Genomic DNA, 14,945 nt, shown 5'->3' on the forward strand with positions numbered 1-14,945 from the left:
ATGCTCGAGATCCGCCGGCTCAGACTGCTGCGCGAACTGAGCATCCGGGGGACGCTCGCCGGGGTGGCGGAGGCCCTCGCCTACAGCCCCTCGTCGGTGTCGCAGCAGCTGGCCCTGCTCGAGGGCGAGGCAGGGGTGCCGCTGACGCGGAAGTCCGGCCGCGGCGTCGTGCTCACCCCCGCGGCCGAGGTGCTCGTGGCGCACACGGAGAACCTGCTCGCCGAACTCGAGCGTACCGAGGCGGCGCTCGCCGCGAGCGCGAGCGAGGTCCAGGGAACCGTCCGGCTCGCGGTCTTCCAGACCGCAGCGCTCGCGCTCCTGCCTGCCGCCCTGCGCGCCCTGGGGGAGCGGCATCCGCTCCTGCGGGTCGAGATGGTCCAGCACGAGCCCGAGACCGCGCTGCGCGAGACCTGGGCGCGCAGCTTCGACATCGTCGTGGCAGAGCAGTACCCCCACCACGCTGCGCCCCACTACCCCGGCCTGGACCGGCAGCGCCTCATCCAGGACGCGATCCGGCTCGCCCTTCCGCCGGCGGGCACCGGCCAGGCCTTCGACGCCGCGGACGGCCTGTCGGGGGCAGCGGCACTGCCGTGGGTCATGGAGCCGCACGGCGCAGCCTCGCGGCACTGGGCCGAGCAGAGCTGCCGCGCCGCCGGCTTCGAGCCGGACGTGCGCTACGAGACCGCGGACCTGCAGGCGCACGTCCGCCTCGTCGAATCCGGCAACGCCGCGGCCTTCCTGCCGGACCTCGTCTGGGTGGGAAGGACTCCCGCGGCGCGGCTCGTGGCGCTCGACGGCGCCCCGCACCGGACCGTCTTCACCTCCATGCGCTCGGCGGCCGCGCAGAATCCCGTGATGCTGGCCGTGCGGCGGGCGCTCGAGGAGGCCGCGCAGGCTGTCCTGCCGGCCTAGGCCGGTGCCCTAGGGGGCGGTCGTCTTGGCCTTCTCCGCGCCGACCATCCACGAGAGCTTCTCCAGCTGGAGCAGGATCTGGTTGAGGATGTCGGTCGTGGCGGCGTCGTCCTTCTCCACGGCGTCGTACACCCCGCGCACGGTGGCGCAGACGGAGTCGATGGCGGCCACGACGGCGTCGACCGTGCTGGAGGTGCTCACGAGGCCGTCATTGGGCTCGGACAGCGAGGTGGTCTTGGCGACCGTGGCGGTCCGGCCGTCCGGAACGGCGTGGAGGGCGCGCAGGCGCTCGGCGACTTCGTCGGCGTGGAGCCGGGCCGCCGCCACCACCTCGTCGAGCTGCAGGTGCAGGTCGCGGAAGTTCGGTCCCACGATGTTCCAGTGCGCCTGCTTGCCCTGGAGCGAGAGCTCGATGAGATCCACGAGGATCGCCTGCAGTCCGTGGGCAAGCTGGTCGGAAGCCTTCATGGCCGGGTCCTTTCCATCGGGACGAATCGGGATACCGGCCTCTTACCCCAGCCGCAGCCGGGGAAAAACCCTAGCGCCCGGCGCGCTGCGCCTGCCCGGCGTCGGGCACCGGACGGCGGGCGAGCCACGCTGCCACGACTGCTCCGGAGACGTTGTGCCACACGGAGAACACCGCCGAGGGCAGCGCCGCGAGCGGCGTGAAGTGCGCGCCGGCCAACGTCGCGGCGAGGCCGGAGTTCTGCATCCCCACCTCGAAGGCGAGCGCGCGGCGGGCCCTGCGATCGAGGCGGCCGGCCTTCCCGGCGAGGTAGCCGAGGCCCAGTCCGAAGCCGTTGTGGAGCACTACGGCGAGCAGCACGATCCCGCCCGCGGCCACGAGCTTGCTGGCCGAGCCGGCTACGACGATCGCCACGATCGCGGCGATGACGGCCGCCGAGATCCAGGGCAGCGCGGGCTGGACCTTCGCCACGGCCTTCCTGAGGAACACGCGGACCACGAGCCCGAGGACCACCGGGATCAGCACGGTCTTGACGATGTCCAAGATCATGCTCCCGGCGTCGACGTGCAGGAACGAGCCCGCGAGCAGGAGCGTCAGCGCCGGGGTCACGAGCGGCGCCACGAGGGTGGAGACGGTCGCGACGGCCACGGAGAGCGCGACGTCGCCCTTGGCGAGGTAGGCCATGACGTTCGACGCCGTGCCCGAGGGCGCGCAGCCCACGAGGATCACGCCGACGGCCAGCTCCGGCGGCAGCTGCAGCGCCGTGGCGATGGCCCAGCCGGCCCCCGGCATGATCACGTAGTGCGCCACGAGGCCGAGGGCCACCGCCCACGGCCTCCTGGCCACGGAGGCGAAGTCGGGCGGGGTGAGCGTGAGCCCCATGCAGAACATGATGACGCCGAGGAGGTACGGCACCGCCGGCGCTCCGGCCTTGATCGGGCCGGGGATGAGGAAGCCGACGAGGCCTGCGAGGAGCACGAGGACCGGGAAGACGGTGACGGCGAGCTTCGCGTCGCGGTCGGCGCTCGAGGGCGCGGGGGCAGGGGCTGTCTGCTGGGATGGCGCGGGGATCACGGTCCTATGGTTGCATCGGGCACCTAATCAAGCGACCCGCGCCCGTCATCCGGACGGCGAATCGCCGACCGCGGGCATGGTCTGCGCGCCGCCCGGGTCGTATCGTCGCCGGTACCGGACCGCACCCTCCCGCAGCCACGGGCCCGCGGGGCCCACGAACGGAGAACGCCATGACCGACCAGCCAGCCCCCGGATCCTCCGCCGAGGAGCCCAGCGTCATCCTCGAGGGCTCGGAGCGCGCCCCCGCCCCCGGCCTCGCGGCGCGCCAGGCGGCCGACCCGGCCGAACGCATCCAGATCACCGTGGTGCTGCGCCGCAGGGCCCCCCTTCCGTCGGAGCCCTCCGAGGCGCCGCTCTCGCCGGAGGAGCTCGCCGCGCGCCACGGCGCCTCGGACGAGGACCTCAGGCTCGCCACCGAGACGTTCACCCGGCTCGGGGCCGAGGTGGTGGAGGCCGACGCCGCCTCCCGCAGGATCCGCCTGGCCGGCACCGTCGAGCAGCTCTGCCGGATCTTCGGCACGAGCCTCGAGAGCGTCACGAGCTCCGGGCCGCACGGGCAGTCCGTCGCGCACCGGCACCGCACCGGAAGCCTCCGGATTCCCGCCTCGCTGGACGGCGTGGTCACGGCGGTCCTCGGCCTCGACGACCGTCCCCAGGCACGCGCGCAGTTCCGGGCGATCCCGCGCGCCGCCGCCGGCACGAGCTACAGCCCGCCGGACCTCGGCCGGATCTACGGATTCCCCGCCGGGACGGACGGCACGGGCCAGGCGGTCGCCATCCTCGAGCTCGGTGGCGGGTTCGGGCAGGCGGACCTCGACGCCTACTTCGGCGGCCTGGGCCTCCCCACCCCCTCGGTGACCGCCGTGGGGGTGGACGGCGCCGCGAACCAGCCCGGCCAGGACCCGCAGGGCGCGGACGGGGAGGTGCTGCTCGACATCGAAGTGGTGGGCGCCCTGGCCCCCAAGGCCGCGATCAGCGTCTATTTCGGCCCGAACACCGACGCCGGCTTCCTCGACGCGCTCGTGCAGGCCTCGCACGCCACGCCGGCCCCCTGTTCCCTGAGTATCAGCTGGGGCCAGAGCGAGGACGCCTGGACCGCCCAGGCGCGCAACGCGATGGACCAGGCACTCGCCGACGCGGCGGCCCTCGGCGTCACCGTCACCGCGGCGGCGGGGGACCGCGGCAGCACGGATGGCGTGGGCGACGGCAAGGACCACGCCGACTTCCCCGCCTCGAGCCCCCACGCGCTCGCGTGCGGGGGCACCCGTCTGGTCGCCGACGCTGCGTCCGGGACCATCACCTCGGAGACGGTCTGGAACGATTCGCCGACCACATCCGCGACCGGAGGCGGGTACAGCGACGTCTTCCCCGCCCCGGCCTGGCAGAACTCGTCGGCTGCGGCCGCCCGGCACAGGCCCAAGCCCGGGCCGCACCCGGCGAAGCACGGCCGCGGCGTCCCCGACGTGAGCGCGGTCGCCGACCCGCAGACCGGCTACCAGGTCCGCGTGGACGGTACCGACATGGTGATCGGCGGGACGAGCGCGGTGGCCCCGCTGTGGGCGGCCCTCGTCGCCCGGCTGGCCCAGGCCACGGGCCGGCGCCTCGGGCTGCTCCAGCCCGCGCTCTACGCGCAGGCGGGGGCCTTCCGGGACATTACCTCGGGCAGCAACGGCACCTACCACGCGGGCCCCGGCTGGGACCCGTGCACGGGCCTGGGGTCCCCGAACGGCACTGCGCTCCTGGCGGCCCTGGGCGGCCAGGGCGGCTGAGCGGGCCGGGCGCTGCCGCCTACCGGCCGGTCAGGCGGTAGCGCTCGATCTGCTTCAGCCGCCGCTGGAGGGAGTCCCGCCGGGGGTGGGGCCCGGCGTCGGCCGGCTCGGCCGTGAGCTCGATGTGCTCCCGGCCGTAGCGCCACAGCAGGAGGTCGTCGAGGAGGCGGTCGGGGCCGGGGGAGTACCGGTGGTCCAGCGCCTTGCGGACGTCGGTGATCCGTTCGGCGTCGAGCAGCTCGACCAGCTGGCGCGTCTCGGTGAGCCCGTGGGCGGCCACGAGCTCGGCGGCCCAGCCCCAGTCGTCGTCGATCTTCCGGTCCACGTGCGGCAGGAGGGTCTGCCAGACCTCGCGGATGCGCTCGGGGGTGAGCGGGGCGGCGCCCTCGCCGGCCTCGTCCCAGAAGCTCACCACGGTCTCGTAGCGCTCGTGGAGCTCGGCGAACTCCTTCTCCACGACCTCGAGCATGGCCGCCGTGGCGGTGAACTGCCGGTCGAACTGGGGGCTCCAGGCCCTCGGGTCCTCGCCCTTGAACCGGATGTCGTGCTCGATCTCGCTCCAGGCGTGCGCGAAGACGGTCCGGATCTGGCATTCGAAGAAGTAGGAGCCGTTGGCCGGCAGCTCGGGGTTGAACACGGCCTGGTAGGCGCGCACGGTGTCGTTCTGGAGCGTGCGCAGGATCAGGTGCCGACTCGAGTACCCGTACGTGCCCGACTCGATCGAGCCGATGGCCTTCTCGCGGTCTCCGCGGCAGTCGAAGATCTGCCGCTGCCGCTTGATGAGGTTCGCCACCACGGCGTTCTCGGCGGGCAGCTTGGTGATGACGCGGACCCCGACCATGTCGTTGAGCGTCCGGAACGGGTCGGGGAACTTGAGCGTGGGCTCGCCTCCCGGCACGGCCGGCGGGTCGAGCCGGGAGATCTTCTCCCGGAAGGACTCGACCGTCTTGGTGCGGCCCGTGACGAACAGCGGCGTCACCTCGGCGTCCTTGAACATCGAGATGAGCGTCTGGATCATGTCCCTCGTGACGCTCTTGAGCATCGGCCGGACGCGCTCGTACGTCGCGACGGACGCGTCCACGATGGCGCGCTGCCCGGCGTCGAGGTGGTCATAGGTGGAGGCCATGCAAGAACCGTAGCAACCGGGGCCGACACCCGGGCCGCGGACCGGTGCCGTCCGTTCCTGTCCAGCTTGGGCCGCCGCACACGCCGATCACCGGCGTGCCTCGCGAGGCGCGCCGGTGATCGTGGCCCAATGTGGGCAGGAACGCACGTCCCGCCCGCCGGGAGCGGCTACTTCTTGTGCACGAGGTAGATCGCGCCGGTGGTGACGTCCTCCTCGAGGGCCTCGAGGGTGCGCCCGCGGCTCTCGGGCACCTGGGTGATGACGAAGACCAGGGCGAGGGCGCCGACCACGGCGAAGAGGAAGAACGTTCCCGTGATCCCCATCGCGGCGACCATCGAGGGGAAGTAGAGCGAGAGGAACCCGTTGACCACCCACAGGGCGAACACCGCGACGCCGATCCCGAAGCCGCGCATGTGCAGCGGGAAGATCTCCGAGAGGTAGACCCAGACGGCGACATTGAGGAAGGTCTGCATCGAGCCGACGAACGCCACGACGAGGAACAGGATCACGAAGGGGCGGGCCGGGTTGCCGACCGGCAGGGCCATCGAGGCGATGCCGATGAGCACGTGGCAGGCGGTGGTGAGCGAGAGGCCCGTGATGAAGGTGGTCCGGCGGTCGAGGCGGTCCATCATCTTCAGGGCGATGATGCCGCCGACCACGGCGATGACGCCGGGGGCGATGTTGGCGATCAGCGCGCCGTCCTTGCTGAAGCCGGACTCGGTGAGCACGGTCTGGCCGTAGTACATGATCGAGTTGATGCCCGTGAGCTGCTGGGCCACGCCGAGGCCGATCGCGACCAGGAGGATGCGGAGCAGGTTCTTGTTGGAGAAGATGGCGCGCCAGCCGATCTGGTGGCTCTCGCGCTCCTCCTTGGCCACGAGCTCGACGTCGGCGAGCTCGGCCACCGCGCGGTCGCCGGCCCGGACGGTCTTGAGCACGGCGAGGGCCTCCTCGTGGCGGCCCTTCTCGACGAGCCAGCGCGGCGACTCGGGCATCCGCAGCATGCCGAAGAACAGGGCGACGGCGGGCAGCGCGCAGATGGTGAACATGATGCGCCAGACACCCGGGATGGTGCCGAAGACGTTGCCGATCACGGCGTTGATGACGAACGCCGCGAGCTGGCCGATGACGATCGCGAGCTCGTTGCGGCCCGCCACGGAGCCGCGGATCTCGTAGGGGGCCAGCTCGGCGAGGAACACCGGCACCACCGTCGAGGCGCCGCCCACCGCGAGGCCGAGGAGGATGCGGCCCAGGACGAGGACCTCGAAGTTGGGGGTCGCCACGACGGCGACGGTGCCGGCGAAGAAGAGGACGGCGAGGAGGATGATGGTGGTCCTGCGGCCCCAGGCGTCCGAGAGGCGGCCGCCGAAGATCGCGCCGATCGCGGCCGCGAACACGAGCGAGGCGGTGACGACGCCCTCCGTGATGGGGGTCAGGCCGAGCTCTGCGGACATCGGGTTCAGGGCGCCGTTGATGACGCCGGTGTCGTAGCCGAAGAGCAGGCCGCCGAACGTCGCGACGAGCGCGATGAGGCCGAGGCGCTTCGAGTGGGGGCCGGGGACGAGCGCGGGGAGCTTCGTCGCCGGCGGATTATTGTGCGGTGCTGCCGTAGCGGACATCGGGGACTCCTTTGTCTGAAGACTGCCGGGTCTGTGACCCGTCTCACTTCAGCCTAACGCGCGAAAGGGAAGTTTGTAAGGTCATATGGACAACATTTCAAAAAATCTCGGGTAGATCCAGAGTGGAACGATAGGGCACGTGGCCGCCCCGTCCTCTCCCCGTCCCCCGCGTCCTGCCACCCAGGCCGACGTGGCGCGGGAGGTCGGCGTCTCCCGGACCCTCGTCTCGTTCGCGTTCCGCAACGCCCCGGGCGTGAGCGAGGAGACCCGGCACGCCATTCTGGAGGCCGCCCGCCGGCTCGGGTACCGCCCCAACCGCATCGCGGCGGACCTGGCCCGCAAGCGGGCCGCCACGGTGGGCCTCTACCTCCTCGACCTGCACAACGAGGTCTACGCCGACATCTTCGCCGGGGTCCGCGAGGCGCTCGAGGGCTCGGGCGTCCGGGTCATCCTCAGCGTCGGGGACGTGCGGCGCCGCGGCGGCGCCGAGCCCGGCGACGAGGTGGAGTCCCTGCTCGAGGCGCGCGTCGGCGTCATCATCGCCGCGACCCTGACCGGCCCGGATGCGAGCCTGCGGGAGGCCGCCGCGGCCGTGCCGCTCGTGAGCGTGGCCCGCCGGATCGAGGGCGTGGACAGCATCTACTCCGACGACGCCGCCGGGGCCCGCGCCGCCACCGGGCACCTGCTGGACCTCGGCCACACGAGGATCGTGCACCTCACCGGCCCGCGCTGGGAAGGGCACACCGAGCGGCAGCGCGCCTACCGCGAGGCGATGCACGACGCCGGCCTGCCGCCGCGCGTCGTCGCCGCACCGGAGTTCACCTTCGAGGCAGCCCAGGCCGCCGCGGCCCGGATCCTCGAGGGCCCCGACCGGCCCACCGCCGTGTTCGCGCACAACGACCAGATGGCCCTCGGCGTCCGCGAGGCCGCCGAGGCGCTCGGGCTCAGGGTGCCCGAGGACCTCTCGGTCGTGGGCTACGACGACTCCCGCATCGCCCGGCTCGCGGGCATCCGGCTCACGAGCGTGGACCTCGACGCGCATGCCCTCGGGTCCGCGGCGGGGGCCGCGGCGCTCGCGCGGCTGGCCGATCCGTCCGGCCCCGCCGTGGACCGGTGCAGCGCCCCGCGGCTCGTGGTGCGCACCTCGACCGCGCCCCCGCCGCAACCCAGGCGCTAGGTCCTCTCCGGCGGGTCCGTCCCGCACCCCCGGCTGCTACCGTGAAGGGCATGCTGACAGTCATCGGCGAGGGACTCATCGACGTGGTCCGCCGCCCCTCCGGCACCGAGTCCCACCCTGGCGGGAGCCCGCTGAACGTGGCCGTCGGCCTCGCGCGCCTCGACCACTCCGTCCAGTTCATCGGCCGGTACGGCGACGATGCCAACGGCCGGATGCTCACCGACCACCTCCGCGCCGCCAACGTACTCGTGGCCCTGCCTGCGGACGAGAGCCCCACGTCGGTGGCCCTGGCCGAGCTCGACCACCATGGCGCGGCGAGCTACCACTTCGAGCTCGACTGGCACCTGCCCAGCCTCCGGGACCGGCTCGAGGGGCTCCTGGGCCCCACGACCCTCCTGCACACCGGCTCGATCGCCGCGGTCCTCGAGCCCGGCGCCGACCAGGTGCTGCGGGCCGTGGAGCGCGCCCGGCCCCGCGCCACCATCTCCTTCGACCCGAACTGCCGCCCGACCATCACCACGGACGCGGACGTGGTCCGCGGCCGGGTCGAGCGGCTCGTGGCCCTCGCCGACGTGGTCAAGGCCTCGGACGAGGACCTCGCCTGGCTCTACCCGGGCGCCGACCCTCTCGACTCCGCCCGCCGCTGGCTGGGCCTGGGCGCCCCCGAGGGGCCCGCGCTCGTGGTCGTGACCCGGGGCGCCGAGGGGCCATGGGCGGTGTGCCGGGACGGCGAGGCCTCGGCGCAGGCCCCGAGGGTGCGCGTCGCGGACACGGTCGGGGCGGGCGACTCCTTCATGGCCGCGCTGCTCTCGGCCATCGTGGACCGCGAGCTCGACGGCGCCCAGCGCCGCCCCGAGCTGCGCCGCCTCGACGCCGCAGAGCTCGGCCGCATGCTCGATTTCGCCGCGCGCGCCGCCGCGGTGACCGTCTCGCGCCCCGGTGCCAACCCGCCGTCGCGCGCCGAGATCCGCACGGGAGGAGCGTCATGAGCCCGGAACCGTTCTCGCTCAGGAGCCAGGACCTCGTGGACGGCGCGGAGCTGCCGCGCCCGCAGACGAGCGCGTACTTCGGCCTCGACGGGCAGGACCTCTCGCCCCAGCTGGCCTGGAGCGGCGCGCCCGAGGGGACGCGCAGCTTCGCCGTGACCGTCATGGACCCGGACGCCCCGCGGGCGGGCAGTTTCTGCCACTGGGCCGTGGTGAACATCCCGGCCGAGGTCGACGAGCTGCCCGAGGGCGCCGGCGGCGCCCCGGACGGCATGGGGCCGGCCGATTCCGAGGCCGGGCTCCCCAACGGCTGCCTCGAGCTCCTCAACGACGCCGGCTTCACCGGCTTCGTCGGGGCCGCGCCGCCGCGCGGCTCGGGACCCCACCGGTACGTGTTCACCGTGCACGCCCTCGACGTCGGCAGCGTGCCGGGGACCCCGCGCAGCAAGGGATCGCGGGTCCTGCGGGACGTCGCCGCCCACGAGCTCGCGACTGCGACCATCACCTGCACGTACGAGGTGCGCTGACATGCCCGGCGCGGACGGGGGCGGGAACCCCGTGGAGCGGCTCATGCGGCTTGTGGCCAGCGACATCGACGGCACGATCCTGCGCCGGGACGGGCGGATCACCGAGCGCACGGTGCAGGCCCTGCACGCGTGCGAGCAGGCCGGCGTCGAGCTCGTCTTCGTCACCGGGCGCCCGGCGCGGTGGCTCACCCCGCTGAGCGAGCAGCTCGGCCACGCCGGGCGGGTGATCTGCTCGAACGGCGCCCTCGTCTACGACCTCGAGACGATGTCCGTGGTCTCCTCGGAGGCGATCCACCGCGAGACGATGCTCGAGGTGCGCGGAATCATCCAGGGGCTGTTCCCCGAGACCGCGTTCGCGGCGGAGACCCCGGCCGAGTTCGTCATGGAGACCGCGTTCGCCGAGCCCCGGCACCGGGCCCTGCTGGACCAGGTCCGCCACGGCGACCTCGCCGAGCTGGTCCCGGGGGACGAGGTGGTGAAGTTCATGGCGAAGATCGAGGGCATCACCGCCGAGGAGTACCTGCGGGTGGTGGCGCCGCACGTCTCGCACCTCGTCTCGATCACGCACTCGGCCGTGGACCTGACCATGCTCGAGATGGCCCCGCTCGGGGTCAACAAGGCCGTGACCCTGGCCGAGTACGCGCACGCGCTCGGGATCGTCCCCGCCGAGGTGGTCGCCTTCGGGGACATGCCGAACGACGTCGAGATGCTCGCCTGGGCCGGCGAGGGGTATGCGATGTCGTCGGGGCACCCCGAGGCGCTCGCCGCGACGGAACTGCACGCCCCCGGCATCGAGGACGACGGCGTCGCCCAGGTCCTCGAGCGAAAGCTCGCCGCGGGGGGCGTCGGCCGGGCGCCGCGGCCCGGCAGCCTGGCCCGGTAGCAGGTGCGCTGACAGCAGGCGCGCTGACAGCAGAGAGGGCCATGGGCGGGTCTCCCCGCCCATGGCCCTCTCCGCCAGCCTCGTCCTGGATCCGTGAAGCCGGTCCGCTGCCCGGCCGGGGCCGCTACCGCGTCACGCGCGCCGGTGCGACAGCTTCATCGAGCCGATGATCATCAGCATGAGCGCGGCCCACAGAAACATGTAGACGCCGCCGCCGATGTCCACCAGCAGGCCCAGAACGAAGATGGCCAGCATCACGATGCCCCAGATGAACAGCTTCATCGACAACTCCCTTTGATCGCCCAGCATTCAGATTCGAATGCCTCCATTATGGCGGGAGCGGGGCCCGTGGCTCCGGCTCGGCCGGTCAGACCGCCCTGCGCCGTGTGACGAAGTGGACGATCAGGGCGATGACAGCGAGCACGATGAGAATGTGGACGATGCCTCCGAGGCTCGGAAGCGCGATGAATCCGAGGAGCCAGAGGACGAACAGAATGAGTGCAATCCAGAGCAGCACGGTGATCTCCTAAGGTCGGATGTACAACGGTGAGTTGTACAGCGGTCCACTCTTTCCCTGCACACGCGTGATCCAAACAAGCTTTCGCGGAGGATCTGCTGCGGCACCGTTCGCCCCGCGCGATACCGGGCATGGGGCCCGGTCCCTGAAGCGTTGCAGGAGCATGAGCGAAGACCGTGACGCCGGCCGTCCAGCCGAGGAGTCGGCCATGGACGCGTACTCCCGGGTCGTCACCGGCGTGGCCCGGCACCTGACCCCCCGCGTCGCCTCGGTGCGCACCGAGCGGGGGGCCGGCAGCGCCGTCGTGCTCAGCGCCGAGCGGCACCTCGTGACGAACGCCCACGTGGTCGGGCGGCTCGGCCGCGGTCAGGTGGCGTTCGCCGACGGCACGGCGGGGCCCTTCGCGGTGGTGGGCCGCGACCCCCTCTCCGATCTCGCCGTCCTGCGCAGCAGCATCGACGTGCCAGAACCGCCGGAGTTCGGCGACGCGGACACGCTGCTGGTCGGCTCCCTGGTGGTCGCGGTGGGCAGCCCGCTCGGCCTCGAGGGCAGCGTCACCGCCGGCGTGGTCAGCGCCCTCGGGCGGTCCATCCCGGCCCGCGGCCGCACGGCCTCACGGCTCATCGAGGACGTCATCCAGACCGATGCCGCGCTCAACCCGGGCAACTCCGGCGGGGCCCTCGCCGACTCGCGGGGCCGCGTGGTCGGGATCAACACCGCCGTGGCCGGATTCGGCCTCGGCCTCGCCGTGCCGGTGAACGCCACGACGCGGCGGATCCTCGACTCCCTCCGCCTCGACGGGCGGGTGCGCCGCGCCTATCTGGGGCTCGTGAGCGTGCCGACCCCGCTCGAGGCGCGATGGGCGGCGCGGACGGGGACGCGACGGGCGCTGCGCGTCGCCGAGGTTGTGGGCGGAAGCCCGGCCGAGTCCAGCGGCATCCGGCGCGGCGACCTCCTGCTCGCCATCAACGGCGAGCCCCTCAAGGACGCCCAGTCGCTCCAGCGCCACATGTTCGCCGAGGCGATCGGCCGGCGCACGGAGATCACCGTGCTCCGGGGCGAGGCGATGGTGGACGTCGTCACCGAGCCCGAGGAGCTTCTCGACTAGAGCGCGACCTGACCGCGGACGCCCATCACTGTGTCCCCGCCGACCCAGACGTCCGCACCGTCCGCGGTGATCCTGACCAGCCCGCGCCGGCCGAGGACGGTCCCCTGCTGCGCCACGTAGGAGCGCGGGGCGCGGCCGCCCGCGATGAGCCACTGCGCGAGCCCGGCATTGAGGCTGCCGGTGACGGGATCCTCCGGGACGGCGAGGTCGGGGCAGAACGCCCGCACCTCGAACGCGGCCGGGTCCCCATCCGGGCGCGGGCCGATCACGCCCACCTGGTAGGCGCCCATGGCGGCGAAGTCCGGGCGGAGGCCGAGCACGGTGTCCGCGTCGCGCAGGAGGAGCCCGACCCACCCCGGCCCGTTGTCCACCCACGCGGCGTCCACGACCTCCTCGGGGCGAGCCCCAGCGAGGCCGCGATCGCGGCCAGCTCGGCCGGGTCCACGGGCCCCGAGCGCAGGAGGTCCGGGGCAGCGAAGGCGAGGCGCCCGCCGTCGTCCCTGACCGTCACGAGGCCCACGCCGCACTCCTGGACGATCCGCCCCTCGGCCGCCGGCACCCCGCCTGCCTCGAGCCACGCACGGGCCGAGCCGAGCGTCGGGTGGCCCGCGAAGGGCAGCTCGCCGCCCGGGGTGAAGATGCGGAGGCGGTAGTCGGCGCCCGGCTGCGTGGGGGCGAGGAGGAAGGTCGTCTCCGAGAGGTTGGTCCAGCGGGCGAACGCGGCCATCTCCTCGTCGGGGATGCCGTCGGCGCCGTGCACCACGGCCACGGGGTTGCCGCGCAGGAACTCGGAGGTGAAGACGTCGACCTGGCTGAACTGCCTCACAGGACCTCGACGCCGTCCTCGAGCTCGAGCGTGCGGGCCTCCGCGAGCCCCGTGAGCGCGGCCTCGATGTGCCGCGCCCCGTGGTCGCCGAAGTACTCCTCGAACTCATCGGCCCGCACGAACCGCCACTCGGTGAGCTCCTCCTCCTGGAGCGAGACGGAGGCGCCGGGGGGCAGCGATCCGCCGTCGTACAGGAAGCTCAGCCCGTCCCCGACGGGGGCCGGGAAGGCCGAATGGGCGATCAGCAGCAGGGCCCCGGGCTCGATGTCGAGCCCGAGCTCCTCGCGGCCCTCGCGGCGGGCGGCCTTGCGCGGGGCCTCGCCCGGGTCCACCGTCCCGCCGGGCAGCAGCCAGCCGTCCCGGTAGTTGGGCTTGACGGCGAGGACGCAGCCCTCCCCGTCGCGGATCACCAGGCCGGCGGCGACCCGCCGTCGTGGCAGCGTGCGGAAGTACTCGCGGCTCGCGGCGCTCAGCTCCATGGCGCCAGCCTACTCGGGTGGCGGTAGCGTGGGGCCGTGCCGTTCTTCCACCCGGCCCCCATGGCCTTCGCGCACCGCGGGTTCTCCCCCGAAGGGCTCGAGAACACGCTCACCGCGTTCCGCGCGGCGTGGGACCTCGGATTCACCCACCTCGAGACAGATGTGCGGGCGACGCGTGACGGCGCGCTGGTCGCCTTCCACGACGAGCGGCTCGACCGCGTCACGGACCGGACCGGAGCCGTGGCCGAGCTGGACCTCGCGGCCGTGGCGGCCGCCCGGATCGGTGCCTCCGAGCGCGTGCCGCTCTTCGCCGAGCTCGTCGAGGAGCTCCCCGAGGCGTCCTTCAACGTGGACGTGAAGTCCGCCGGCGCCGTGGTGCCGCTCGCCGGGCTCATCGAGCGGATGCGCCTGCACGACCGGGTGCTCGTCACCTCGTTCTCCGACGCCCGCCGGCGGGCGGTGCTGTCCCGGCTCTCGCGTCCGGTGGCGTCCTCGTCCGGCATCGAGTCCGCCGGGCTGATGCGGCTCCTCGGGGCGCCCCTTCCTGAGGCGCTGCTGCGCCGCGCGCTCGGGGGCATCGGCGCGCTCCAGGTGCCCGAGCACTTCTGGGGCCTGCAGGTGGTGACGCCCGGGTTCGTTGCGCGCGCCCACCGGCTCGGCCTGCAGGTGCACGTGTGGACCGTCAACGAGGCCCCGGACATGCACCGGCTCCTGGACGCCGGCGTGGATGGGCTCGTCACGGACCGCGCCGACGTGCTGCGCGAGGTGCTCCTGGGGCGCGGCGCCTGGCCCCCGCCCGCCCGCTGAGGGGTCCCTGCCACCCCTGTGGGTCCCCGGCGCGGCGGCGAGGGCCGCGCCGCCCTCAGCTGCCGTCGTCGCCCGTCGCGGCGCCCTCGGCGACGGCCCGCTCGATCCGCCGGTCGGGCACGATCCACAGCGCCGCCACCGCCACGTAGGCGGCCACGCTGATCCACGTGGACACGAACGCCCCGGCGCACCCGAGGACGTAGAGGGCCATGGACCACTTGCCCTTCACATCGTTCCGGATGGCCCGCGCGAGCCGGCTCCCGGCGCCCTGGAGGCGGATGAGCCGGGTCTGCAGGATCGTGTAGGAGACCGCGGCGGCCAGCAGGTTGATCCCGTACACGAGCACGGGCAGCTCCGCGAGGCTGCTCTCGTCCATCCAACGCGTGGTGAACGGGACCACCGACAGCCAGAACAGCAAGTTCAGGTTGGCCCACAGGGCGCCCCCGTCGACCCTGCGGGTGAGGTGCATCAGGTGGTGGTGGTTGGTCCAGTAGATGCCGATGTACACGAAGCTGAGCACATAGGTGAGCAGCGTGGGCAGCACCGCGGCGAGGCCGTGGAGGTCCGGGGTCTCGGGGGTCTTGAGCTCGAGCACCATGATGGTGATGGCGATGGCGAGCACGCCGTCGCTGAAGGCCTCGACGCGTTTGGTCTCCATGGGGACATTGT

At 73.1% G+C, this 14,945-nt stretch carries 16 protein-coding genes and 1 pseudogene; 8 read left to right on the forward strand and 9 right to left on the reverse strand.

Going from position 1 to position 14,945, the window contains the following annotated elements; genetic code table 11:
• A complete protein-coding gene (locus SA2016_RS01140; RefSeq protein ID WP_066501790.1) occupies nt 1-912 on the forward strand; it encodes a LysR family transcriptional regulator in 912 nt (303 codons plus the stop codon).
• Between the two features lie 9 nt (nt 913-921).
• On the opposite strand, the gene SA2016_RS01145 is transcribed toward SA2016_RS01140, so the two are convergent.
• Together SA2016_RS01145 and SA2016_RS01150 are read right to left on the reverse strand one after the other, a co-directional pair.
• Nucleotides 922-1,380, reverse strand: coding sequence for a Dps family protein (locus tag SA2016_RS01145; protein ID WP_066494468.1), 459 nt, complete (start codon nt 1,378-1,380; stop codon nt 922-924).
• Nucleotides 1,381-1,450: 70 nt separating this feature from the next.
• Complete coding sequence (locus tag SA2016_RS01150) at nt 1,451-2,449, reverse strand: bile acid:sodium symporter family protein (protein ID WP_229710823.1); 999 nt, start codon at nt 2,447-2,449, stop codon at nt 1,451-1,453.
• 173 nt (nt 2,450-2,622) lie between these two features.
• Between SA2016_RS01150 and SA2016_RS01155 the strand changes: the two genes are divergently transcribed.
• Nucleotides 2,623-4,221 carry a S53 family peptidase gene (locus SA2016_RS01155; protein ID WP_066494472.1) on the forward strand — a complete coding sequence of 533 codons (1,599 nt, stop codon included), beginning with the start codon at nt 2,623-2,625 and terminating at the stop codon, nt 4,219-4,221.
• Between the two features lie 19 nt (nt 4,222-4,240).
• Here the strand turns inward: SA2016_RS01155 and SA2016_RS01160 are convergent, their stop codons facing one another.
• Complete coding sequence (locus SA2016_RS01160) at nt 4,241-5,347, reverse strand: GTP pyrophosphokinase (RefSeq protein WP_066494474.1); 1,107 nt, start codon at nt 5,345-5,347, stop codon at nt 4,241-4,243.
• Between the two features lie 167 nt (nt 5,348-5,514).
• Nucleotides 5,515-6,966, reverse strand: coding sequence for a sugar porter family MFS transporter (locus SA2016_RS01165; RefSeq protein WP_066494475.1), 1,452 nt, complete (start codon nt 6,964-6,966; stop codon nt 5,515-5,517).
• Nucleotides 6,967-7,105: 139 nt separating this feature from the next.
• Here SA2016_RS01165 and SA2016_RS01170 point away from each other — a divergent pair, with 139 nt between their 5' ends.
• From SA2016_RS01170 to SA2016_RS01185, 4 genes are read left to right on the forward strand one after another with little or no spacing between them, the layout of a single operon-like run.
• Entirely contained in the window at nt 7,106-8,143 is a 1,038-nt protein-coding gene (locus SA2016_RS01170; protein WP_066494476.1) for a LacI family DNA-binding transcriptional regulator, read from the forward strand.
• Nucleotides 8,144-8,193: 50 nt separating this feature from the next.
• Nucleotides 8,194-9,132, forward strand: a complete 939-nt coding sequence (locus tag SA2016_RS01175) for a carbohydrate kinase family protein (RefSeq protein WP_066494478.1) — start codon at nt 8,194-8,196, stop codon at nt 9,130-9,132.
• Nucleotides 9,129-9,656: a YbhB/YbcL family Raf kinase inhibitor-like protein gene (locus SA2016_RS01180; RefSeq protein WP_066494480.1), complete on the forward strand. Its 528-nt coding sequence runs from the start codon at nt 9,129-9,131 to the stop codon at nt 9,654-9,656. The genes SA2016_RS01175 and SA2016_RS01180 overlap by 4 nt, the downstream gene beginning before the upstream one ends.
• 43 nt (nt 9,657-9,699) lie before the next feature.
• On the forward strand, nt 9,700-10,539 hold the full coding sequence (locus SA2016_RS01185; protein ID WP_066501792.1) for an HAD family hydrolase: 840 nt from the start codon (nt 9,700-9,702) through the stop codon (nt 10,537-10,539).
• A 132-nt stretch (nt 10,540-10,671) separates the two neighbouring features.
• Here the strand turns inward: SA2016_RS01185 and SA2016_RS21205 are convergent, their stop codons facing one another.
• Nucleotides 10,672-10,821 carry a hypothetical protein gene (locus SA2016_RS21205; protein ID WP_157089098.1) on the reverse strand — a complete coding sequence of 50 codons (150 nt, stop codon included), beginning with the start codon at nt 10,819-10,821 and terminating at the stop codon, nt 10,672-10,674.
• 85 nt (nt 10,822-10,906) lie between these two features.
• Nucleotides 10,907-11,056 carry a lmo0937 family membrane protein gene (locus SA2016_RS21210; protein WP_141305408.1) on the reverse strand — a complete coding sequence of 50 codons (150 nt, stop codon included), beginning with the start codon at nt 11,054-11,056 and terminating at the stop codon, nt 10,907-10,909.
• A gap of 163 nt (nt 11,057-11,219) precedes the next feature.
• Here SA2016_RS21210 and SA2016_RS01190 point away from each other — a divergent pair, with 163 nt between their 5' ends.
• Nucleotides 11,220-12,164, forward strand: a complete 945-nt coding sequence (locus tag SA2016_RS01190; RefSeq protein WP_066494482.1) for a S1C family serine protease — start codon at nt 11,220-11,222, stop codon at nt 12,162-12,164.
• Here the strand turns inward: SA2016_RS01190 and SA2016_RS01195 are convergent.
• Both SA2016_RS01195 and SA2016_RS01200 read right to left on the reverse strand, forming a co-directional pair.
• Nucleotides 12,161-12,990 (reverse strand): annotated as a pseudogene (locus SA2016_RS01195) (PhzF family phenazine biosynthesis protein). The gene SA2016_RS01190 and the pseudogene SA2016_RS01195 overlap by 4 nt on opposite strands.
• Entirely contained in the window at nt 12,987-13,469 is a 483-nt protein-coding gene (locus SA2016_RS01200) for an NUDIX domain-containing protein (protein ID WP_066494483.1), read from the reverse strand. Before SA2016_RS01200 ends, SA2016_RS01195 begins: the two are co-directional and overlap by 4 nt.
• 60 nt (nt 13,470-13,529) lie before the next feature.
• On the opposite strand from SA2016_RS01200, the gene SA2016_RS01205 reads away from it, so the two are divergent.
• Entirely contained in the window at nt 13,530-14,276 is a 747-nt protein-coding gene (locus SA2016_RS01205; RefSeq protein ID WP_084249695.1) for a glycerophosphodiester phosphodiesterase family protein, read from the forward strand.
• A gap of 55 nt (nt 14,277-14,331) precedes the next feature.
• Here the strand turns inward: SA2016_RS01205 and SA2016_RS01210 are convergent, their stop codons facing one another.
• Nucleotides 14,332-14,934 carry a TMEM175 family protein gene (locus SA2016_RS01210; protein WP_066494487.1) on the reverse strand — a complete coding sequence of 201 codons (603 nt, stop codon included), beginning with the start codon at nt 14,932-14,934 and terminating at the stop codon, nt 14,332-14,334.
• Nucleotides 14,935-14,945 lie beyond the last annotated feature (11 nt).

Origin of the sequence: Sinomonas atrocyanea, assembly GCF_001577305.1 — a bacterium.
In the GTDB taxonomy this organism is placed as follows: Bacteria; Actinomycetota; Actinomycetes; order Actinomycetales; family Micrococcaceae; genus Sinomonas; species Sinomonas atrocyanea.